The organism is Labrenzia sp. ATLA3 (genome assembly GCF_057180185.1).
On the sequence record NZ_JBXUKV010000002.1, the window covers coordinates 351,453 to 371,587 of the forward strand.

Here is a 20,135-nt window from a genome sequence, read left to right on the forward strand (position 1 = left end):
TTGATACGCAGATTGCAGCGGCTGTCAAATGAAAATCGGCGCCGCGGACCGTCATAAAGGCCGACGCCCATGGAACGTCCTCTTGTGGAAGATATTCGCGACCGTCTGGACGAATTCACCGCGACGGAAAAGAAGGCGGCGCATGCCTTGCTGGCCAATTACCCGATGCAGGGCCTGGGCACCGTGGCACAGTTTGCAGAGGCCGCCGGGGTCAGTTCCCCCACCATCCTGCGCTTTGTCGGCCGCCTGGGGTTCCCCGGATTTGCCGAGTTCCAGCGCAAGCTGCGCGGCGAGCTGGAAAGCCAGCTCAATTCACCGCTGGCACGCAGCGCCAACATGGAGGAGAACCCTGTCGGCGATCCGCACGTCAGCCAGCTTCTGGACAATGTGCGCGAGACGTTTGCACACCTGCCGAAGGGTGAACTCACCGGCCTCATCAAGCTGCTGTCGGACGAGCGCAAGCATGTGCATCTGATCGGCGGCCGCTTTACCGATGGCCTCGCCCGCTACATGGCGGCGCATTTGCGGATCGTAAGGGCCAACGTCAACCATGTCGCCGGACAGCAGGGCAACTGGCTCGACCAGCTCATCGGCATCGGCCAGAAGGATGTGGTCGTCGTCTTCGACATCCGGCGCTATCAGGCTGAAATCATCCAGTTCGCCGAAGCAGCTGCCCGCCAAGGGGCCACGGTGGCGCTTGTCACCGATAGCTGGATGTCCCCCGTCGGCCGTATCGCCAGTTTCGTCTTGCCTGCGCGCGTCGCTGTTCCCTCCCCCTGGGATTCATCCCTGGCACTCATGGCGATTGCCGAAGTGCTCATCACCGGGGTCACTCGGGAAAACCAGAAATGCGCCCAGGAACGCATGCGCGCCCTGGAGAAACTGCGCAACGACATCGATCCCTCAACCGAGGGCCGCGCCATGGGACCGGATATCTGACCAGGCACGAACCGGCCGGAACCATGCACGATCGAAGATCGGTTCGCTCGCCGGAAACGACTCACCTATACTCGCCACCATCACGGCCCTGCTGACCATGGAAGCGGGCCCCTGACTGAAGCTGCGCCAGCCGGTCCGGCAGGCCCTGAACCGGCAGGCCTGAACAGGGAGCGAGATCCATCGCAAGTGACGCGCCCCCGAAAGGTGCCGTTTTCCGGCCCGTTATCCGTTCGACACCACGCGCCTTTATCCGGCAGGGCGATCGGCTGCTGGTGCAAGACAAGCGTCATCCCGTCAAGGGCCGCTATTTTACCCTGCCCGGCGGCAAACAGGACCCGGGTGAAACGCTTGAAGCCTGTTTGAAGCGGGAATGCGCGGAAGAAATCGGCGCTGAAATCACCGTATCGCATCTGATGTATGTGGCGGAAGTTTATCGGCGGAAACAGACGGCGAAAGACTATCAGCACCAGCTCGACTTCATCTTCGCCTGCAGTGTTTCGGAAGACTACGAACCGGTTCTGGGGCCTCATCCGGACCCGCATCAGGTCGGGACACGCTGGATAGGCTTTGAAGACGCTCAACAGCTACGTCCGCTTTATGTCACAAAACTGTTTTCACTTGGCTGTACGCGGGAGCCCGAAGTCTATCTCGGACCCTATAATGATTAATGCCCCAAAGACCATCCGGGAGAATATCCGTTTTCTGTGCGCGGAAATCGATGGTCAGCTCATACAGCTTGAAGCTTTCTTCAAGGAACCGGCGGCTGCCACGGCGCGGCGGATCACGGACCGGGCCGGCTATGCCCACAATCTGAAAAGCCGGATTTTGGCGGCCTGTGTCCAGCAGATGGCCGGAGCCGGCAAGACCGACCGCAAGCACCTTGCCTTGCGAAGCCTGGAGTTTGTCGCCACAGACCTTCTGCGCATAGCAAATCTGGTGCGCCAGTCTTTGCGCCATGCTGAATGCATCGAGACCTTCGCCACCCTGGAGCCCCGTCGCTATCCGGTGATTGTCAACCGGGTTCGCGAAGGTGTCGCGCGGATCGAGGAAACACTCCTCAGCAGAGACAGCGAAAAAGCCATCGAAATTGGGCAACTTCAGAACAAGATCGAGGCTGACTACCGCAAGCTTTTCAAGGTCTACACGCGCGGCATGCGCGACCCGGACCGTTCGCCCGCCGACATCGCCAACAGCCTGCTTGTTGCCAGCGAGTTTCAGCGCATGGGCGAAGCCCTGCGATCCATAAGCGAAGCGCTGATTTCCGCCAACATTGGCCAGGCGGTCAATTTCGAGCGCTATTTCACCCTGCAGAACCTGATGTCGGATCTGGGAACCGCACGCGAAGACCTCACCATCGAAATGCTCGCCGAAACCCGGTCGGGCAGTTCGATCTCCGCCATCAAGGACAAGAAGACCGAAACGGTTGCAGCCGTCTTCAAGGATGGCGACAAGAGCAAGGTCAAGGAAGAGCGCCAGGGCGTGAAAAGCTGGCATTCGATCTATCCGGGCCTGGCGCCGAAAATCCTCTCCTACCAAAAGCGCAACCAGTCGGCAGCGCTTCTGATTGAACATCTACCCGGATTGACCTTCGAACACATCATGCTGAACGAAGGCGACGCCTTGCGGGACAGGGCACTCACCAGCCTCTCGCGCACCCTGAAGGACATATGGAAACAGACGCGCACAGCGGAACCGGCAGAACTGGGCAGCATGCAGCAGCTTGGCAAGCGCCTTGAGGAGGTGCGAAGGGTTCATCCGCACTTCAGGAATACCGGCATCCGCTTCGCCGGTGAGACCTTGCCTTCCATCGACAGCCTGATCGACGAAGCAGCCGCCCGCGAGGCCCAGGTCACCGCACCTTTTTCCGTCTATATCCACGGCGACTTCAACGTCGACAACATCCTTTACGATCCAGGCGAAAACCGGATTCACTTCATTGACCTGCGTCGCTCCCGTTACATGGACTACGTCCAGGACGTTTCGGTTTTCATGGTCTCGACCTATCGGCTTCAGGCACTCGACCGGGAAACACGCCGCCGGATCAGCGAAGTCACGCTTGCCTTCTACAAGTCCGTCCGGGCGTTCGCCCGCAAACAGGGCGACGACACATTCGAATTCCGGCTGGCGCTCGGCCTTGCCCGGTCCTTTGCCACATCGACGCGGTTCATCCTGGACAAGTCTCATGCGCGGCGCATGTGGCTGCGGGCCCGATACCTGATCGAACAAGCGCTTGCCTGCCCGCCCGGCGCCGAGGCCCGGTTCCGGCTGCAGATGAAGGAGATCTTCGTTGACTGACCTCAGGATCGCAGTTGTCGGCATTCCCGGCAAATGGTCGACGGAAGTTCTGGCGGATGCCCTGGAAGCGCAAACCGGCTACCGCTGCGTGGTCGACATGGCCGATGTCGTTCTGGACCTGGACAAGAAGGCGCTCGTCGCCGGTCAGACTGACCTTTGCGGCCTCGACGGTATCGTGGTCAAGAAGATCAGCCAGACCTACAGCCCGGCAACACTGGACCGGCTGGAGATGCTGCGCGTTGCCGAAGGTGCCGGCGCCAGGGTCTTTTCCAGCACCAGATCCATTCTAGGCCTGGTCAACCGGCTGAGCTGCACCGTAACCCTGGCGAATGCCGGCATTCCCATGCCCGCAACCTGCGTGACCGAAAACGCAGAAGACGCCCTGGCCGCGGTTCAGAGGTTCGGCGGCGCTGTTTTCAAACCGCTGTTTTCGACAAAGGCACGCGGCATGACGCTGATGGATGCAGCAGAGGGCGAAGCCGCCCTCCGGCAAAAGATCGACGCCTTCAAGGCCGACAACCCGGTCATGTATCTGCAACAGAAGGTCAACCTGTCCGGCAGGGATCTCGGCATGGTGTTTCTTGGCGGGACCTATCTGGGCACTTATGCCCGTGTGGCCCAGACCGACAGCTGGAATACGACCATCCTTCACGGCGGCAAATACGAACCCTTCGAAGCCGATGCCGAACTGATCGAACTGGCGCGCCGCGCGCAGGCCCCCTTCGATCTCGATTTCACCACTGTCGACGTCGGTCTGACGGACGCGGGACCCATCGTCTTCGAAGTCTCGGCTTTCGGTGGCTTCAAGGGTGCCCTGGAAGGCGCCGGCATCGACGCTGCCACGCTTTATGCCAACCATGTAATTGAAAAGGTGCGCGGATGACCGGCATTACCGTTCAGGACATTGTCGACGCCCTTTCGCCGGAAAAGGAAACGCAGAACTGCGATCCGGTGTGCCTCACGGTCGGTGGCCATGTGGTTGAAGTGCGGTGTAAATCCCCGGCGCTTCTGGCCGAATTGCTGCGCTATTTTCAGCATGTGATTTCCGCACCGAGCACACCGGACCGGATCGTCCACGTGCTTGGTCCGGCGGAATTGCCCTTCGACCCGCAATATACCGACTGGGAAAGGGAAACGGGAAAATCCGGCCGCAAGGATGCCATCTGCGACCTTGAAAACGGGCGCCTGATCCTCAAGGTCCGCACCGGCCTGCAGTTCCTGCAAACTCCCAACTGGGCGATTGCCTTCGGACCGACGGACGATCACCCCAACCAGGTGATCAACTTCATCAACACCCAGTTTCTCAACCACTTCCAGCGACAGGGCTGGGTCGCCTGCCATGCGGCGGCCGTCCGCACGCCCAACAAGGGGCTTGCGATTTCCGGCCTGTCCGGCGGTGGCAAGTCCACCTCCATGCTGCGGCTGATGGAACTCAGCGGCACGCAATACGTCACCAACGACCGCCTTCTGGTACACAATGCTGGCAACAGCACCGATGCGCTCGGCATTCCGAAACTGCCGCGCATCAACCCGGGCACAATCGTCACCAATGCCCGGCTCACCGGTCTCATCGACGAAGAACGCGAAGAGGAACTCCGCAACCTGGAGCCGGACGAGCTCTGGCACCTGGAAGAAAAATACGACCTCTTCATCGATGACATCTATGGCCCCGGCCGCATCTCCCACGATGCCCGCCTGACCGATTTCTGGGTGCTGAACTGGTCTCGCGACAGTGCCGAGGCAACCGAAGTCAGCAAGATCGACCTGAAAGACCGACCGGATCTCCTGTCGGCAATCATGAAAAACCCCGGCCCGTTCTATCAAACCCCGCAAGGTCCGTTCTGGCCGATGAAGACACCGCTGGACACGCAGGCCTATCTGGCAGCGCTTGAAGGCGTTCAAGTGTGGGAAATAAAGGGACTGATTGATTTCGACGCCCTGTTCCAGGCTGGTGCGGATCTTCTGGGGCAAACACCATGACGCTCCGTTTTGCCATTCTGGTGCGTCATGGCGCCTATCGTCAAAAGCCGGGCACACCCAGTGCCCTGCAGCCATACGCTTTGACTGATACAGGCAAGACGCAGGCACAAGAGGCAGGCACCGAAATTGCGGCCATCGCGGGGCAAGACGGCTTCCGGCTGGCACCGGAAATCCTGTGCTCCCGCCAACTCCGGGCCTGGCAGACGGCAGCGCTTCTCGGTCAGTCGCTTGGCGAAACCCTCGGCTTTGACGTCACGATCACCGAGGACGAAGCTCTTGCCGAACGCAGCGTCGGTGCCCTTGCCAACCTGACCCTTCCGGAAATCGAGCAGGTGATCGCAGACGACCCGCGCACCGCACCGCTGCCGGGAGACTGGAAATCGAACAGCCATCACAGACTGCCGGTCCAGGGCGCGGAAAGCCTGATGGATGCCGGGCAGCGCGTGGCTGCTTTCATCGAGCAGAAGATGGCGGACCTGAAAGACGAAGCCGGACCCAATGCGCGGATCTTCGTTGGACACGGCGCGTCCATGCGCCATGCCGCCCACTGCCTTGGTGTTCTGGCGTTTGACCAGATCCGCCAGCTCAGCATGCACCACGCCCGTCCCGTCGTCCTGAAGCTGGAGCGCGACGGCACCTGGGCGCACCACGGCGGCGCCTGGAAACAGCGCCAGCCACTTGAAACCGCAACGGATTGAACCGGATTGCTGCCATGATGACCCATCTGCCACTGACCCCGCTTCTGCCGCCGATGGATAAGGCCGAGGCCATTGATCTCGGACTGCCGGAAAGCTGCGTTCCCTGGCCGCTGGCGCCGGTTGAGAGCCTGCCGTTTGACCGGCCAGGAACCCGAAACGCCTCCCGCTGTGTTGTCGGCAGTCTTGCCCGGGCAAATGCCCTTGGCCCGTGGGACTGGCCGGACAGGCCGGTGATCTTCATTTCCGACCTTCATGCCGACGCGGAAAGCCTGTTGAGGTCCCTGACGGCGGCCCGCGCAATCCAGCGCACTGGCGGCGGCCTGACCGACTTCCACCTGACACCCTTCGGGCGGAGCTGCCAGGTCATCATCGGCGGCGATTGCCTGGACAAGGGCCCGAGCAATCTGGACCTCCTCGACAGTCTCGGTGCGCTGCTGAAAACCGGCGCCGACGTCATCCTCCTCGCCGGCAACCACGATCTGCGTCTTTACCTTGGCCTTGAAGCCCTGACCGTGAAGCGCAGCTCACTCAACGCCCATATGTTCGTGCGCATGGGCAAGAAGGTGATGCCGCTTCTGAAGGAAGTTCATGACCGCTATGTCGACGCTACAACGGATCTCGACACCCTGCCCGATGAAGAGACGTGCTTCTCGCTGATGGTTCCGGGAAAGAAATGGACCAGACAGTTTCCGAAGGTCGCTTCCCGCTATCTGAGCGACGCGGCCATTCGCAAGGAAATGCAGCGCCTCAAGAAGAAGACCGACAAGTTCGCGGAGCATGCCGCCGAGGTCGGCCTCACCATTCGTCAGCTTTACGCTGCCGCACTCAAGTGCCGGGAGCTGTTCGTTGAGCCGGGTGGTCGCTACGCCTGGTTCTTTCAAAGCCTCAAGGCAGTCCACCAGAGCGGCTCGCTGCTGTTCGTGCATGCCGGTATCGACGACCAGATGGCCGCCCAGATCTCGGCGAAAGGCGTTGCCCACGTGAACCGCCGCTTCCGGAAGGAAAGCCGGAAAGACCCCTTCGTCTTCTATTCCGGCACCATCGCCAACCTGATGCGCACGAAATACCGGGACGTCGACCATCCCCTGACCGAAACCGGCGTTGACGATCTCCACCTTGCTGGCATCAGAATGCTGGTGCAGGGACACGTCAACCGGCACAGCGGCCAGGAACTGACGTCCAAACACGGCCTGTTACATCTGGAAGCCGACATCACGCTCGACCGGCATTCGCGAAGCTCTGAAGGGCTGGAGGGCATCGGCACCGGGGCCACGATCATCTGCCCTGACGGCAATATTCTCGGGATCAGCCGGGACTATCCTCATGCAAAGCTGTTCAACCCGGCGCATATCCTCCAGCAACATGGGGTGTCGTCATGATGGAACGCAAGGGCCGTTTCCGACACCAGTCCCTGCAGGACAAGAAATCGATCCAGAAATTGCTCGACGCCATAAAGCGCGGCATCGCCAAGGGTGAACTGCAATTTGGCGATGACACCGGCGAGATTACCCTGCACCCGAAAGGCCTACTTGCCCTCAGAGTGACAGCCACCACGGAAGACGACCAGTCCCGCCTGGATCTTCGCATCACCTGGACCAACGATGGCCAGGACAAGAAGGACAACGGCAAGCTGAAGGTGAAGGGCGGCTCGTAAAGCCAGGCCCGGACCAACCAGATGTGCCAAAATCCGACATTCACCCGCTGATAGCGTGCTGCGACGAAACCCGTCGAAGCCGCCGTTCATTCCATCAACGAAGACGATTGGCCGTCAGATGCCGGTACTACGGACGTAGCGGACTCTCGCTTCTAGCAGATGAAGGTCCGCTTGTTTCGTTAGGCTATTTCCAGGTAGAACGTCCTGTCGAACGATCAGTTGAAGTCCCCCTCTATTGACGCTTCGCTGTGCAGCCAGTCTCGCACGGCTCGGCCTATCCGCCACGTTCGAAGCCGTTCGAACGATCTTCACCAGGCACGCTGGGTGCTTGCATTAAGCCGTCGAGGGTCACACACGTCAAAACGGCAAGGTCTCTCATGTTGCTATTTCTCCATCGCTGCTCAGTCAGGCCGCCTGGAAAGCACACCTTCATGCCAAGGACGCGCGAGCCCTCATGTTTCGGACAGATCGGGAGACTTTTTTCCAGTTCCGGAACCAAACGAATTTGCAGCGCCGACCGTCCACTCGGCTAATTTCCCTAAAGATTCGGTGCCTTGCGTTCCTCCCACCATTTGTGCATCGCCTTGAACATCGGCTCGAGTGCACGGGCGTCCGCCGTTGCGGAATACTCCACCCGCGGCGGCACCTCGGGAAAGACCTTCCGGTTAACCAAGCCATCCTGTTCCAGCGCACGCAGTTGATTGGTGAGCATCGTCTGAGTGACGCCTTCGATCTCGCGACGCAGCTCGCCGAACCGCTTTGTGCCGCGGAAAATAAGGATCTGAAGGATGGACAGCTTCCACTTGCCGCCGATTATGTTGAACACAAGCGGCGCGGGACATGGAAGGGGAGCGTCGGCCGTGAAGCCTTCTGATTTTTGCATCTGCTGATCTCCCTATTTTCTAGCATTAGTATCAATATCAATACTATATACAAAAATACTGCCTACTTTTGATTATCGACCATGTAGCCTATTTTCGTCCTAACGATAAGAGGACGAGACATGGCCATCACGGTTTACACGATCAGCGACGCCCCCCGGCCGTGGCGGGTGCTACTCGGTTTGGCTATCAAAGGGCTCGCATTCGAAACCGTCGTGCTCAAGGCTTCCGAGGGAGAGCACAAGGCGGCGGCCTTCCTGTCGGTGAATCCACGGGGAACGGTTCCGGTGGTGGTCGATCGATCGGTGACGATCCGGGATTCGATTGCTTCACTTGCCTGGCTCGACAGAGCGTATCCCGACCCGCCCTTGTTCGGTCGAACCTCAGATGAAGCGGCGCTTATCTGGCAGCGCACGGCAGAGTTCGCGGACTATTTGCGTACCGCAGTGAACGATGTTCTGAGCCCGATATTCTTCGAGAACGCGTGTACCGCGACTCCTGACCTTCTAAGGTCCGCATACATCGCAAGAGTGGAACTCGCAGGGATCGAGAACATGCTTGTGGCAGGGCCGTGTCTTGGTGGAGAACAATTTAGCGCGGCCGACGCCGTCGCATTCCCCGAATTACGCCTCCTCCAACGAGTCGCCGACACCAGGCCGGACGTTCGGACTGAGGCCTCTGTTTGAGCAATACCCGCGTACCGGCGCCTGGGTCTCAGCTATCGAGGCGTTGCCTGGCTACCCGCAAACTCAGCCTCAACATTGGAAGGAAACTGCGTGATGACTAAGATTGCAGATCAGACGAGCTACGAAAAGACGATAAGCGTCCGCGCAACGCCAAACCAAGTCTTTCAAGCTTTGAGCGAAGAGATGGACCGGTGGTGGACTATCCACACGGATGGCGTACTGACATCAATTGGTGACACCGTGAAGGTGGAGTTCCCACCGAACAACGGCCATTGGACGTTCGAAGCGCTGGCGATGTCTCCAGGCGCGTTGGTTGAGTTGAAATGTATCGACGCCTTTCACGTCGTGGCTGGGCAATCTGCAGAGATCGAAAAGGAATGGCTCGACACGACACTGCGCTGGCGTATTTCTGCGGATGGAGACGGCGCGCGGATACAATTCGAGCATCACGGTCTGACGCCCCAGCTTCATTGTTACGATATTTGCCACCAGGGATGGGATTTCTTCTTCGCCACCAGTCTCGCCGCTTACCTTAGCGAAGGCACGGGCATGCCGCATTCGAGCGCTTGACCGAGATTCCTGCCGACAAGAGGGTTCATCGGGTTTCCGCTCGACGCGGCAGCTTGCATGATGCTTGGTTCGAGTTCGAACGGCAGACCTCAGCGCTCAAAGCAGTCGTTGGCATCCTGGAAACGAATGGCAAAATAGGGCTCGATCCGGACCTTCGCTGCGCAAAGCACTGACGTCGCCTATGGGCTCGTAGCGGACTTACCGCGACGCAGCGGGTCGACTGTATCCAATCAGGCTCTCCAGCGACACTTCCTGCCCCACCCGTCGCCGTCCCTCCGGAGAAGGAAGGGAAAGCCGCGTAGCGATCCGGAAATCAATTTCCGGCCGGGAGAAGAAAGCCCCTCTCGCACAGAGATGCAAAGGCTGGCGTCTACTGGATCCCGGTCTTGGCTACGCCAAACCGGGATGACAAGGGGCGTGATTTGGTGTGCCGAAGACGCCGGAGCGGACTCTTGCCTGTGGACCGATGCTGGTCAGGCTGCGGCGCCCTTGGCGGTGGCCGCAACCGCCTCAGGCTTGCGGCCGTAGCTCCAGTAAGCGGCGCAGGCGCCTTCCGAGGACACCATGCAGGCTCCCATCGGATTGTCCGGTGTGCAGACCGTACCAAACAGCTTGCATTCGGTCGGCTTCTTCACCCCGCGCAGGATGGCCGGACACTCGCAGGATTTCACCTCGCGCGACTCCTTCGGGCTGAGGGCAAAACGCTTTTCGGCGTCGAAGGCTGCAAAAGCCTCCCGAATTCTCAAGGCACTGTCTGAAACATATCCAAGACCGCGCCATTCAAAGGTTCGGCGCAGCTCCAGCACTTCGTCAACCAGCCTCTGCGCCTTGCGATTGCCTTCCAGGGTCACGACGCGGGTGTACTGGTTTTCCACCTCGTGCCGACCTTCATTGATCTGACGGATCAGCATCAATGTCGACTGCATCACGTCGAGCGGTTCAAAGCCGGCAATGACGACCGGCTTCCTGAAGTCCCGCGCCGCCGGTTCATAAGGAGCCCAGCCGATGACCGAGCTGACATGGGAGGGACCCAAGAAACCGTCGATCTTCACCGGTCGCTCGCCCGGTTCCGCCGGAGCGTTGACGATGTGGGCGATGGCCGGAGGCGTCAGAACATGATTGCAGAAGACAGAGAAATTCTTCAGCCCCTCCGCCTCTGCCTGCAGGATCGCGACCGCCGTCGGCGGCGTCGTCGTTTCGAAACCGATGGCAAAGAACACCACCTGCCGCTCCGGGTTCTCCCGGGCGATCCGCAGCGCATCCTGGGTCGAATAGACCATCCGGATATCGGCCCCTTCGGCCTTGGCCCGGATGAGGCTTTTCTGCTTGGTTCCCGGCACGCGCATCATGTCGCCGTAGGTGGTCAGGATCACGTTCGCCTTCAGCGCCAGTTCCACGGCGTCGTCGAGACGGCGAACCGGCAAGACGCAGACCGGACAGCCCGGCCCATGAACATACTCCACATTTTCCGGAACCAGGTCCTGCACCCCGTAGCGAAAGATCGCGTGGGTATGACCACCACAGAATTCCATCAGATGATAATGCCGATCCGGATCGGCTTCCTGCCGGATGGCAAGGGCAAGCTTTTCCGCCAGCTGTCCGTCCCGAAATTCCTTGATGTATTTCATGCGTCCGCCCCCGCCACCGGTTCGCCTGCCATATCCTCCAGCTCTTCGGCGAGTACGCCGGCTTCCGCCATCAGCTGCAAGGTGCGTTCGGCTTCCTCTTCGCTGAGCTTGTGCAGGGCATAGCCGACATGGACGAGAACATAGTCGCCGACGGCAACCTCCTCCAGCAGAGCGGTCGAGACCGGTTTGCGGATCCCCTCCAGGGCAACGATTGCCATGGCGTCGCCGTCAATGGAAACGACCCTGGCGGGAATGGCAAGACACATGAACCGGACCTCCTACTCCGCGGCAAGGCCGCGCGCGTGCGCCACCTGCATCTTCAGGGCACCGTCCAGCCATGCCAGCCAGCCGATAAGGCCCTCGCCCGTGCGGGCCGAAACTTGCAGGACCTGGATCTTGCGATTGACCCGCCTTGCGTTCTTGATGGCCGCCCCGACGCAGAAATCCACGTGCGGCAGAAGGTCGGTCTTGTTGAGGATCATCAGATCGGCATTGGCAAAGATATCCGGATATTTCAGCGGCTTGTCCTCGCCTTCCGTCACCGACAGGATCACCACCTTGAAGGCTTCGCCGAGATCGAAGGCCGCAGGGCAAACCAGATTGCCGACATTCTCAATGAAAAGCACTCCGCCTTCGTCAAGCGGCAGCCTTTCCAGGGCGTGGCCAACCATATGCGCATCCAGATGGCAGCCCTTGCCGGTGTTGATCTGAATGGCGGGAGCACCGGTTTCACGGATCCGGTCGGCGTCATTCGACGTCTGCTGATCGCCCTCGATGACCGCGGCAGGGGTCTTTCCTGCCATCCGCTTCAAGGTTTCAACAAGCAGCGTTGTCTTGCCTGCGCCGGGGCTGGAAACCAGATTGAGCGCCAGAACGCCTTTTGCAGTCAGCAAGGCCCGGTTGCGATCTGCATAGGAATTGTTCTTGCCCAGAATATCGGTTTCGATCTGGATCAGCCGTGCCTGGCTCATGCCCGGCACAGCCCCACCGGCTTCGCTCTCGCCGAAATGGACATGACCGACATCGTGTGTGCGCCCATACGCGTCAGAATGCCCATGATGAGGGTCATGGTCTTTTTCATGGGAACCGCTGCATCCGCATACCGTACACATCAAACCACCTCCAGTTCCCGGATCTTCAGTTCTTCACCGCTGACGACCTGCAGGGCTTCGGAACCGCATTCCGGGCAGCAATCGAACCGCCCCGTCACTGGCACGGTCTTGAAACAGGACAGGCACAGCGCTTCGGCTGAAGGCCTGGAAATTTCCAGCACAGCGCCATCCGCCAGCGAGCCCTTCATGACGACGTCGAAGCCGAACTTCAGCGCTTCGGGTTCGACGCAGGACAAAGGCCCGATGTCGACGGCAACCCGCTTCACCCTGGTGAAGCTGTCCTTCGCCGCCTGGTCCTTCAAAATGTCGAGGATGTTCTCGCAAAGGGACATTTCATGCATCGGCAGCCTCCCTCTGGTGAGCCGCTGTTTGCAGCCAGTCCAGAAAGAAAGCCTCGGCTTCCGCCAGATTGGCGGCAGCCCTCGCAGAAAGGCCTTCCTTCACCTCGCCAAACTCATAGCCGGAGATCCCCAGCACGAAGGCCTTCGGCGTAGCGCCGTAAAGGGTTTCGCACAGGGCGAGCACGGTTTCGGGAACCAGGCTGTGACTGCCGAGCACTTCCGGTGCGCCCGGTGCGATCTCCCGGAAGGAATAAGCCCCGTCCCCGCCGATTTCCGCATCAGCGAAGATCACCACATCATGGCCAGAAACCGCCAACGCATGTTCGGCAACGAGCTGATAATCGGTATCGACCTCCAGCCCCGGAAGATCGCGCGCGGCAACGGCTTCGGACAAGGCCGGCCCAAGCCCGTCGTCCCCTCGCCCCGGATTGCCGTAGCCGATCAGCAGCATGACGACATCCTCTTTTCAGGCACATAAAACCTTGCCGCACACAAATTCTCTCCATCGTCATCCCGGCCAAGCGCAGCGCGAGCCGGGATCGGGGAGCCACACATCTCTCCGGAATTCATTTCCAGAAAGAGAGTATTCGGCTCTCCGATCCCGGATCTCTGCGTTGCTGCGTCCAGGATGACTGAAGGAGAGGCTGTCATGTCGTTATCCCCCCACGTTCAAACACACTGCGTCTGGCTGTCGACCAGCGCACCGTCCGCATTGAACAATTCCACCTGCAGCGGCATCTGGCCAAGGGCGTGGGTGGCGCAGGAAAGGCACGGGTCGTAGGCGCGGATCGCGACTTCGACATGGTTCAGCATGCCCTCGGTGATCTGCTCCTTGCCGGACAGATGCTTGATCGCGACATCCTTCACCGCCCGGTTCATGCCCTCGTTGTTATGGGTGGTGGAGACGATCAGGTTGCAATAAGTGACCTGGTCATGCTCATCGACCTTGTAATGGTGGATGAGGTTGCCGCGCGGTGCCTCGATCACTCCGATGCCTTCCTCGCGCCGATCGCCCTTGGCAATCAGATCCGTCCCTTGCAGATCCGGGTCGTTCAGCAGCTCCCTGATCTTTTCCACGCAATGCAGAACCTCGATCATGCGCGCCCAGTGATTGGCCAGCGTGGAATTGTTGGGTGTTCCGCTGGTGACGGCTTTCAGATCCTTCAGGGCGGCATTGGCAAGAGGCGTGTCGATGAAGCTTGCAGTGTTCATGCGCGCCAGCGGCCCGACCCGGTACCAACCTGCGTCCGGTCCAAGCGACTTGATGAAGGGAAATTTCATGTAGGACCAGGAGCGCACGTCTTCCACGATCAGCTCATGATACTTGGTGTAAGGCACCTGATCGAAGATCATGTCACCGGTGGAACTGAGCGCGCGCAGATTGCCGTGATAAAGATCGAGCGCGCCGTCGCTCTCGCGTACCAGCGACATGTAGTTGGACGGGAAGGAGCCGAACTCAGCGACCAGGTCCTCATGTTCGAGCGTATAGTCCCGGGCCAGCTTCACTGCATCCAGAGACCATTCGATCATCTGATCCACCGTGGCGAGGAAATGATCCCTCCGTTCGATGGGTAGATTGCGGTTGATGCCGCCCGGAATGGCCCCAGTGCCGTGCACCTTCTTGCCCGCCGTTGCCTCGATGATCTCCTGACCGTATTTGCGCATCAGGATGGCGCGTTTGCCGAGTTCCGGATTTTCCTTGATCACTTCGAAGATGTTGCGCTTTTCCGCAGGCGCACCAAAGCCGAACAGAAGATCGGGCGCCGCCAGATGGAAGAAGTGCAGAACGTGGGACTGCATCACCTGGCCGTAATGCATCAGCCGGCGCATCTTTTCCGCCGTCGGCGTCAATTGGTCGACCCCCGCGATCATGTCCATGGCTTTCGCCGCCGCCAGATGGTGGCTGACCGGGCAGATGCCGCAAAGCCGCTGCACGATCACCGGCACTTCCCACATCAGCCGCCCGCGGATGAAGCGTTCGAAGCCGCGGAATTCGACGATATGCAGCCGGGCTTCATCCACCTCGTTGTCCGCATTGAGATGGATGGTCACCTTGCCGTGCCCTTCCACACGGGTGACGGGGGAGATTTCAATCAGTCTGGGTTCAGCCATTGTGATCGCCCTCAGTCGAACTTGATCATGTCACGCTCGAAGCCCCGGAACTTGCCGGTCAGCAGCCTGGAAAGCGTGTCGAAAATGATGTCCCCGCTCGGTGCGCAGCCCGGGATCTGGTAGTCGATCTCCACCACCTGGGAACAGGGATAGACCTCGTCCAGCAACAAGGGCAGCGCCGGGTCGTTGGGCACGTTGTGGGTGGTGTTGCGGATGTATTTGCCGGTGATATAGGCCTCGTCCAGACATTCGCGCAGCGGCGCGTCGGAATGCATGATCGCGTTGCGCATGGCCGGCAGGCCGCCCATGATCGCACATTGACCGAGCGCGATCAGCACATCGCAGTTGCGGCGGAAATCATGCAGCACATGCACGTTCTCCTCGTTGCAGCAGCCGCCCTCTATGATGCCGATGTCGCAACGCTGGGTGAAGCGCTTCTTGTCGGTCAGCGGAGACCGGTCGACATCGACAAGCTGCATCAGATCGATCAGGCGTTCGTCGATATCCAGGATCGCCATGTGGCAGCCGAAACAGCCGGCAAGAGACGCGGTCGCGATCCTGGCCTTGGGCAGCTCGCTCATTTGCGCTTCTCCTCGATGTCATGACCGATCAGCCCATGATCGAATTCCCGCTCGCCGATGGGAACGGCAAAGCCCACGCGCTTGCGGATGATGCAGCCGACCGGGCAGACTTCGGCTGAAATGGCGTGATCGCTCACCTGCGCATCCGTGTCGGCAAGGTTCTCGCCGTTGACCGCGACCCGCCGGTGAATGCCGCGGCCGACATAGCCGAACACCCCCTTGCCATCGACATCCTGGGAAGCGCGGATGCAGCGCCCGCAGGAAATGCAGCGGTTGGTGTCCAGCGCGATATCGGGATGAGACGCATCCAGCGCCCGGCAGGGTTCGAGATAGGGAAACTTGGTGGCTTCCGTCATGTCCAGCCGATAGGCCATGGCCTGAAGCTCGCAATTGCCGCTGGCTTCGCAGATCGGGCAAAGGTGATTGCCCTCGTGAAACAGCATCTCCACCAGGTCCCGGCGCATCTTGGTCAGATGCGGGGTCTCGTTCTCCACCGCCTGCCCGGGTGCCGCCGGTTGCGTACAGGCCGCCACGCTGCGCCCGCCTGCCTTCACCGTACACACCCGGCAACTGCCCTGGTGGCGCAGGCCTTCATGGTCGCACAGACGCGGAATATAAACCCCGGCCTCGTCGGCAGCTTCCATGATGGTCTGGCCCGCATAAGCGGTGATCTCCACTCCGTCGATGGTGAAGGTAAAGCCAGTCTCTCTCTTCGTGCCGCTCATTGGGTGAAATCCTTGTCGAAGATATAGGAGCGGCGCTTGGCGATCTTGCGTGCTCCGTCGATGGCCGACTGGATGTCGAACGTGTCGCGAATGCCGTCCTTGCTCGGCTTGATCACCGCCGAATAGACCAGCGGGAAATTCTTCAAGGTGGTGAGAACCGGATTAGGCGACGTCATGCCGAGGCCGCAGCGGCTGGTTTCGATGATCGTTCCGGAGAGATCCTTGAGGTAGTCGATATCCTCCGGGTTCGCGAGGCCCTTGCGGAACTTCTGGATCGCCTTCTGCAGGAAGACGTTGCCGACCCGGCAGGGCGTGCAATAGCCGCAGCTCTCATGCACGAAGAAGGACATGTAATATTCGACGATCTCCAGAACGTTGCGCTCGCCGTTGAAGACGATGATCGCCCCGCCAGTTGCAAGGTCGTCGAAGGTCAGTTTGCGGTGAAAGCTGTCGCGGGCAATCATCGTGCCGCTCGGCCCGCCGACCTGCACGGCAGCCGCATCCTCACCGCCAACCATCGCCAGCAGTTCCCAGACCGTGTGCCCGTATGGCAGTTCATAAATGCCAGGGTTCAGGCAATCGCCACAGACGGAGAACAGCTTCGTGCCGTGCGACCCTTCCAGGCCCATCGCATTGAACCAGGCCGCACCCTTGTCGAGAATACGGGCGGCATGACAGAAGGTCTCCACATTGTTGACCACCGTCGGATACCCGAGATACCCGCGGTTGACCGGAAACGGCGGCCGCGTCTTGGGTTCGCCCGGCAGGCCCTCGCAGGAGCTGATGAGCGCACCTTCCTCACCGCAGATATAAGCGCCCGCGCCGAGCTGCAGGCGGATATCGAAATCGAAGCCCTTCACGCCCAGAATGTCCGTGCCGAGCAGGCCCCGACGGCGCCTTTCCTCCAGCACCTGATGCAGGAGTTCGCGCAGATAGACATATTCGCCGCGCAGATAAAGAATGCCCTCGCGCGCCCCGACGGCTCTTGCCGCAATCGTCATGCCTTCGATCAGCAGATGCGGCCGTTCGGTCAGGAGAACTCGGTCCTTGAAGGTGCCCGGCTCGCCTTCATCGGCATTGCAGATGACGAAATGCTTTTCAGCGCGCTCGCTGGCGGCAAAACGCCATTTCCGCCCGGTGGTAAAGCCCGCGCCGCCACAGCCGCGCAACCCGCTTTCCTCAATCGCGGATATGATCTGCGTCGGGGTAATTGTGGCCGCCTTGGCAAGTCCGGCGTCTTCCGGCACCGGAGCGAGCAACACCTCGCCTGCGTGGCGGATGTTGTTGTCGACCATATGCAGAGCGCGTTCAGTGGGTGTCAGCGCCTCGAACCGTTCACTGATCAGCTGCTCCGGACGCTGGCCAGCCTTCAGCGCCTGTGCGGCACTGCGCGCCGTTTCCGGTGTCAGCTTCGTCAGGACGATGTCATTGACCATCGCGGCCGGCGCCTGATCGCACATGCCGATGCAAGGGGTGTATTCCAGCGAAAAGGCGCCATCATTGCTGGTCTCGCCCACCTTCACCCCAAGCACCTCTTCAAAGGCACAGGCAACGTCGGACAGACCGGAAAAACGATCGACGATATCGTCGCACAGCCGGATGGTAATGCGGCCTTTCGGCTTCAATGACAGAAAGGAATAGAAACTGGCAACGCCCTCCACCTCGATCCGGGTGAGACCGGTGGCAGCGGCGATATGGTCCATGGTTGCCGGGGCAATACAGCGGTAGCGATCCTGCACGTCGCGCAGGATATCGAGCATGCGATGCTTGTCGTTGCCGAATTGCGCGCAGATCGCGTCTATCTCTTCGGCGGGAACAGGTGCGGTTCCGCAGATGGCCGTCGAGACCCCGTTTCCGGTCTTGTGCCCGTTTTCCATGGCCCCTCCATTCTGATACCCAAAGCTGACTGCACCCGAGCCGGCACAGAAAATGCGCTGTTCCATCAGCAACCGACTGGCTGGTGTTGCGCCCCGCCCTAAATCGATTTGAAGCCGAACAGGCCTGTCGCGCATAATGGCAACGAGCCGCAACAAACTTGTGAAATTTACCGGCTACCTCACGCTCACAGACTTGTAGGACAACGTCTTTGAGGAAAATCAACTTGCATAAAATCGGAGCAGCCAGTGCCGTCACAGTCTGCCAGCCGGATGCGGTTCCGCACCGGTGCAGATGCGCCTCCGGCAATCACGTGCAGGACAGACTTTTTGGGGTCGACTGGTTTGAAGGGACAGGCAGTGGATACGCCAGTTGCGCAAGCGGCTCCAGCCACAAGCGCGCTTGCGTCGTCTCACAAGGCTTGGCGCGTGAGGGCTTTGCCCCTGCTCCGGACGAATGCCGACCGGAGCAGCGTTGCGTCACTCAGCGCAGTGGGCGCTGCGCGAAAGTGTTATAAGCCTGCAACTGGCCATTCGAACCGTTTCTGGTTTCCAACCGCTCCAGGTTGATGATGGCAGACAGCATCAGCCGGTCCTGGCTCCAATCCGCCGGTTTCTGTATCGAAAGAGCCGACAGAAACACCACGGCCACCATGGGCAATACGGCCAGACTGGTGACACCCCAATGCGGGCGAACCCGGTTGGTTTCCAGAAGGGCCTCCACCCGGCGGCGGAGTTTTTGTGCCGGCGAGCGGCGCAACAGCTTGTCCTGCACTTCCAGAAGGGCAACGGCGGCAACACCGACGGACCGATCGCGTGCTTCCCTGTCCTGGCGTTTGCGAATTCCCGCCTGGGCAGCCCGCAGCAGGCACATGCAGTAGGACCTCAGGTCCACATGCGCGTTTTCCGCAACCTTCTGATCGCAGGCAAGTTCACGCAGACGCTCGACTTCCGACTTCCACATGTAGAAGAACGGGTTCCAGAAAAACAGCGGCCGCAGCAGTTCCAGTCCGACCTCCCAGGTGACATCGCCCTGACGCAGATGCTGGAACTCGTGCTTGAGAACCAGCTTCAGATCCTCCGGCTCGGCCAGAAGATCGGACGGGATGACCACATAATGGCGCTTCAGGCCACGCGCCGAGAACGGCACCAATGCGCTGTCGGACAGCAGCAGTTGCACACGGCCGTTGCTCCGCCATTCGTGGCAGGTGGCCAGCACACGGTGCAGCCGGACGAAACTGACGACGAGTTTCAGGGCGAAATAGCTGAACCCGGCCAGAAGGCCGAGAGCAATTCCCACACCGACGCCGTTGGACAGGGTCAGGATCATTTCACTGAGCTGCCCGCGCAAACCCAAAAGGGACTGGAAGTCTTCCGCCGGAATGGCAATGCCACCACGCAGATACTGCGCTACGGCATAATCGGCCAGATTGACGGACAGGGTCCGGGGGACCACTTCCGCCGACAACATGTGCTGGTAGCCCATGACGGCGAAAGGCGTTAGCAGGATCAGCGCGAACAAACCGTTCAGCAGCCCAAGCTGTACGGAAAAATCGACCTTTTTTCCGGAACGGGCCAGCAGAAGTTTGGCGCTCAGCCACACCATTGCGGTGATGGCAAGTGTGATGTTCAGATCGATGTAGATATCAAAAATCTGGTTAAGTAGCGTCATCTGTCCTCCTCCTGTCCAGCAACGCTCTGATTTCCTCCAGATCGTCTCCCGTAAGTTCGTATTCATCGACAAGCCGGGCCACGAGGGACGCAGGTGTGCCGTCGAACAGTTTTTCTGACAGATTTCGGAGAGATCGGGACTGGTAGGTATCCCTGGTCAGCCGAGGGGAATAGATGAATGTCTTGCCTTCTTTGCGGCTGTCCACGAAGCCTTTTTCATCCAGAATCCGCATGATGGTGGCACAGGACGTATAGGCGAGTTTTCTCTCCGGCGGCAGACATGCAAGGATGTCCCGCACGGAACCTTCGCCGAGCTTCCAGAGTTCAGTCATGAACTCCAGTTCGACTTCGGTCAAAAACTCGTTGCTTTTACGCTTTCTCATTACAG

22 protein-coding genes are annotated in these 20,135 nt (G+C 59.9%); 10 read left to right on the forward strand and 12 right to left on the reverse strand.

What is annotated here, in order from left to right:
* Positions 1-69 precede the first annotated feature (69 nt).
* The 8 genes from AC2A6O_RS06135 (at position 70) to AC2A6O_RS06170 (ending at position 7,566) form a co-directional block, all read left to right on the forward strand.
* Entirely contained in the window at positions 70-939 is an 870-nt protein-coding gene (locus tag AC2A6O_RS06135) for a MurR/RpiR family transcriptional regulator (protein ID WP_148582772.1), read from the forward strand.
* A gap of 248 nt (positions 940-1,187) precedes the next feature.
* Positions 1,188-1,607, forward strand: coding sequence for an NUDIX domain-containing protein (locus tag AC2A6O_RS06140; RefSeq protein WP_498926370.1), 420 nt, complete (start codon positions 1,188-1,190; stop codon positions 1,605-1,607).
* On the forward strand, positions 1,600-3,234 hold the full coding sequence (locus AC2A6O_RS06145; protein WP_498926147.1) for a phosphotransferase: 1,635 nt from the start codon (positions 1,600-1,602) through the stop codon (positions 3,232-3,234). The genes AC2A6O_RS06140 and AC2A6O_RS06145 overlap by 8 nt, the downstream gene beginning before the upstream one ends.
* Complete coding sequence (locus AC2A6O_RS06150; protein ID WP_498926148.1) at positions 3,227-4,117, forward strand: GAK system ATP-grasp enzyme; 891 nt, start codon at positions 3,227-3,229, stop codon at positions 4,115-4,117. Before AC2A6O_RS06145 ends, AC2A6O_RS06150 begins: the two co-directional genes overlap by 8 nt.
* Positions 4,114-5,214: an HprK-related kinase B gene (locus AC2A6O_RS06155; protein ID WP_498926149.1), complete on the forward strand. Its 1,101-nt coding sequence runs from the start codon at positions 4,114-4,116 to the stop codon at positions 5,212-5,214. The genes AC2A6O_RS06150 and AC2A6O_RS06155 overlap by 4 nt, the downstream gene beginning before the upstream one ends.
* Entirely contained in the window at positions 5,211-5,912 is a 702-nt protein-coding gene (locus tag AC2A6O_RS06160; protein WP_498926150.1) for a histidine phosphatase family protein, read from the forward strand. Before AC2A6O_RS06155 ends, AC2A6O_RS06160 begins: the two co-directional genes overlap by 4 nt.
* Before the next feature lie 14 nt (positions 5,913-5,926).
* Positions 5,927-7,291: a metallophosphoesterase gene (locus tag AC2A6O_RS06165; RefSeq protein WP_498926151.1), complete on the forward strand. Its 1,365-nt coding sequence runs from the start codon at positions 5,927-5,929 to the stop codon at positions 7,289-7,291.
* Positions 7,288-7,566, forward strand: coding sequence for an amphi-Trp domain-containing protein (locus tag AC2A6O_RS06170; RefSeq protein ID WP_148582779.1), 279 nt, complete (start codon positions 7,288-7,290; stop codon positions 7,564-7,566). The genes AC2A6O_RS06165 and AC2A6O_RS06170 overlap by 4 nt, the downstream gene beginning before the upstream one ends.
* A gap of 538 nt (positions 7,567-8,104) precedes the next feature.
* Here the strand turns inward: AC2A6O_RS06170 and AC2A6O_RS06175 are convergent.
* Positions 8,105-8,449: a winged helix-turn-helix transcriptional regulator gene (locus AC2A6O_RS06175; RefSeq protein ID WP_498926152.1), complete on the reverse strand. Its 345-nt coding sequence runs from the start codon at positions 8,447-8,449 to the stop codon at positions 8,105-8,107.
* Between the two features lie 120 nt (positions 8,450-8,569).
* On the opposite strand from AC2A6O_RS06175, the gene AC2A6O_RS06180 reads away from it, so the two are divergent.
* Positions 8,570-9,133, forward strand: coding sequence for a glutathione S-transferase family protein (locus AC2A6O_RS06180; RefSeq protein WP_498926153.1), 564 nt, complete (start codon positions 8,570-8,572; stop codon positions 9,131-9,133).
* A 93-nt stretch (positions 9,134-9,226) separates the two neighbouring features.
* Positions 9,227-9,703, forward strand: coding sequence for an SRPBCC family protein (locus tag AC2A6O_RS06185; RefSeq protein WP_498926154.1), 477 nt, complete (start codon positions 9,227-9,229; stop codon positions 9,701-9,703).
* Positions 9,704-10,176: 473 nt separating this feature from the next.
* On the opposite strand, the gene hypD is transcribed toward AC2A6O_RS06185, so the two are convergent.
* The 11 genes from hypD to AC2A6O_RS06240 form a co-directional block, all read right to left on the reverse strand.
* Positions 10,177-11,331 (reverse strand): hydrogenase formation protein HypD, encoded by a 1,155-nt coding sequence (hypD, locus tag AC2A6O_RS06190; RefSeq protein WP_498926155.1) that lies wholly within the window; start codon positions 11,329-11,331, stop codon positions 10,177-10,179.
* Positions 11,328-11,597: a HypC/HybG/HupF family hydrogenase formation chaperone gene (locus tag AC2A6O_RS06195; RefSeq protein ID WP_498926156.1), complete on the reverse strand. Its 270-nt coding sequence runs from the start codon at positions 11,595-11,597 to the stop codon at positions 11,328-11,330. The genes hypD and AC2A6O_RS06195 overlap by 4 nt, the downstream gene beginning before the upstream one ends.
* A gap of 12 nt (positions 11,598-11,609) precedes the next feature.
* Complete coding sequence (hypB, locus tag AC2A6O_RS06200; protein ID WP_498926157.1) at positions 11,610-12,443, reverse strand: hydrogenase nickel incorporation protein HypB; 834 nt, start codon at positions 12,441-12,443, stop codon at positions 11,610-11,612.
* Entirely contained in the window at positions 12,443-12,784 is a 342-nt protein-coding gene (gene hypA / locus AC2A6O_RS06205; RefSeq protein ID WP_498926158.1) for a hydrogenase maturation nickel metallochaperone HypA, read from the reverse strand. The genes hypB and hypA overlap by 1 nt, the downstream gene beginning before the upstream one ends.
* Positions 12,777-13,235, reverse strand: a complete 459-nt coding sequence (locus tag AC2A6O_RS06210) for a hydrogenase maturation protease (RefSeq protein WP_498926159.1) — start codon at positions 13,233-13,235, stop codon at positions 12,777-12,779. The genes hypA and AC2A6O_RS06210 overlap by 8 nt, the downstream gene beginning before the upstream one ends.
* A 218-nt stretch (positions 13,236-13,453) precedes the next feature.
* Positions 13,454-14,896: a Ni/Fe hydrogenase subunit alpha gene (locus AC2A6O_RS06215; RefSeq protein ID WP_498926160.1), complete on the reverse strand. Its 1,443-nt coding sequence runs from the start codon at positions 14,894-14,896 to the stop codon at positions 13,454-13,456.
* Between the two features lie 11 nt (positions 14,897-14,907).
* Positions 14,908-15,477, reverse strand: coding sequence for an NADH-quinone oxidoreductase subunit B family protein (locus tag AC2A6O_RS06220; RefSeq protein WP_498926161.1), 570 nt, complete (start codon positions 15,475-15,477; stop codon positions 14,908-14,910).
* Complete coding sequence (locus AC2A6O_RS06225; protein WP_498926162.1) at positions 15,474-16,202, reverse strand: 2Fe-2S iron-sulfur cluster-binding protein; 729 nt, start codon at positions 16,200-16,202, stop codon at positions 15,474-15,476. Before AC2A6O_RS06225 ends, AC2A6O_RS06220 begins: the two co-directional genes overlap by 4 nt.
* Positions 16,199-18,079 (reverse strand): NAD(P)H-dependent oxidoreductase subunit E, encoded by a 1,881-nt coding sequence (locus AC2A6O_RS06230; RefSeq protein WP_498926163.1) that lies wholly within the window; start codon positions 18,077-18,079, stop codon positions 16,199-16,201. The genes AC2A6O_RS06225 and AC2A6O_RS06230 overlap by 4 nt, the downstream gene beginning before the upstream one ends.
* Before the next feature lie 481 nt (positions 18,080-18,560).
* Positions 18,561-19,748, reverse strand: a complete 1,188-nt coding sequence (locus AC2A6O_RS06235) for a M56 family metallopeptidase (RefSeq protein WP_498926164.1) — start codon at positions 19,746-19,748, stop codon at positions 18,561-18,563.
* Positions 19,735-20,130 (reverse strand): BlaI/MecI/CopY family transcriptional regulator, encoded by a 396-nt coding sequence (locus AC2A6O_RS06240; protein WP_006931837.1) that lies wholly within the window; start codon positions 20,128-20,130, stop codon positions 19,735-19,737. Before AC2A6O_RS06240 ends, AC2A6O_RS06235 begins: the two co-directional genes overlap by 14 nt.
* Positions 20,131-20,135: the final 5 nt, after the last annotated feature.

Bases quoted from the DNA above. Each gene is read 5' to 3' on its own strand.
- AC2A6O_RS06135 (WP_148582772.1), top strand. From the start codon at position 70: ATGGAACGTCCTCTTGTGGAAGATATTCGCGACCGTCTGGACGAATTC.
- AC2A6O_RS06145 (WP_498926147.1), top strand. From the start codon at position 1,600: ATGATTAATGCCCCAAAGACCATCCGGGAGAATATCCGTTTTCTGTGC.
- AC2A6O_RS06155 (WP_498926149.1), top strand. From the start codon at position 4,114: ATGACCGGCATTACCGTTCAGGACATTGTCGACGCCCTTTCGCCGGAA.
- AC2A6O_RS06160 (WP_498926150.1), top strand. From the start codon at position 5,211: ATGACGCTCCGTTTTGCCATTCTGGTGCGTCATGGCGCCTATCGTCAA.
- AC2A6O_RS06165 (WP_498926151.1), top strand. From the start codon at position 5,927: ATGATGACCCATCTGCCACTGACCCCGCTTCTGCCGCCGATGGATAAG.
- AC2A6O_RS06170 (WP_148582779.1), top strand. From the start codon at position 7,288: ATGATGGAACGCAAGGGCCGTTTCCGACACCAGTCCCTGCAGGACAAG.
- AC2A6O_RS06175 (WP_498926152.1), bottom strand. From the start codon at position 8,449: ATGCAAAAATCAGAAGGCTTCACGGCCGACGCTCCCCTTCCATGTCCC.
- AC2A6O_RS06180 (WP_498926153.1), top strand. From the start codon at position 8,570: ATGGCCATCACGGTTTACACGATCAGCGACGCCCCCCGGCCGTGGCGG.
- AC2A6O_RS06185 (WP_498926154.1), top strand. From the start codon at position 9,227: ATGACTAAGATTGCAGATCAGACGAGCTACGAAAAGACGATAAGCGTC.
- hypD (WP_498926155.1), bottom strand. From the start codon at position 11,331: ATGAAATACATCAAGGAATTTCGGGACGGACAGCTGGCGGAAAAGCTT.
- AC2A6O_RS06195 (WP_498926156.1), bottom strand. From the start codon at position 11,597: ATGTGTCTTGCCATTCCCGCCAGGGTCGTTTCCATTGACGGCGACGCC.
- hypB (WP_498926157.1), bottom strand. From the start codon at position 12,443: ATGTGTACGGTATGCGGATGCAGCGGTTCCCATGAAAAAGACCATGAC.
- hypA (WP_498926158.1), bottom strand. From the start codon at position 12,784: ATGCATGAAATGTCCCTTTGCGAGAACATCCTCGACATTTTGAAGGAC.
- AC2A6O_RS06210 (WP_498926159.1), bottom strand. From the start codon at position 13,235: ATGCTGCTGATCGGCTACGGCAATCCGGGGCGAGGGGACGACGGGCTT.
- AC2A6O_RS06215 (WP_498926160.1), bottom strand. From the start codon at position 14,896: ATGGCTGAACCCAGACTGATTGAAATCTCCCCCGTCACCCGTGTGGAA.
- AC2A6O_RS06220 (WP_498926161.1), bottom strand. From the start codon at position 15,477: ATGAGCGAGCTGCCCAAGGCCAGGATCGCGACCGCGTCTCTTGCCGGC.
- AC2A6O_RS06225 (WP_498926162.1), bottom strand. From the start codon at position 16,202: ATGAGCGGCACGAAGAGAGAGACTGGCTTTACCTTCACCATCGACGGA.
- AC2A6O_RS06230 (WP_498926163.1), bottom strand. From the start codon at position 18,079: ATGGAAAACGGGCACAAGACCGGAAACGGGGTCTCGACGGCCATCTGC.
- AC2A6O_RS06235 (WP_498926164.1), bottom strand. From the start codon at position 19,748: ATGACGCTACTTAACCAGATTTTTGATATCTACATCGATCTGAACATC.
- AC2A6O_RS06240 (WP_006931837.1), bottom strand. From the start codon at position 20,130: ATGAGAAAGCGTAAAAGCAACGAGTTTTTGACCGAAGTCGAACTGGAG.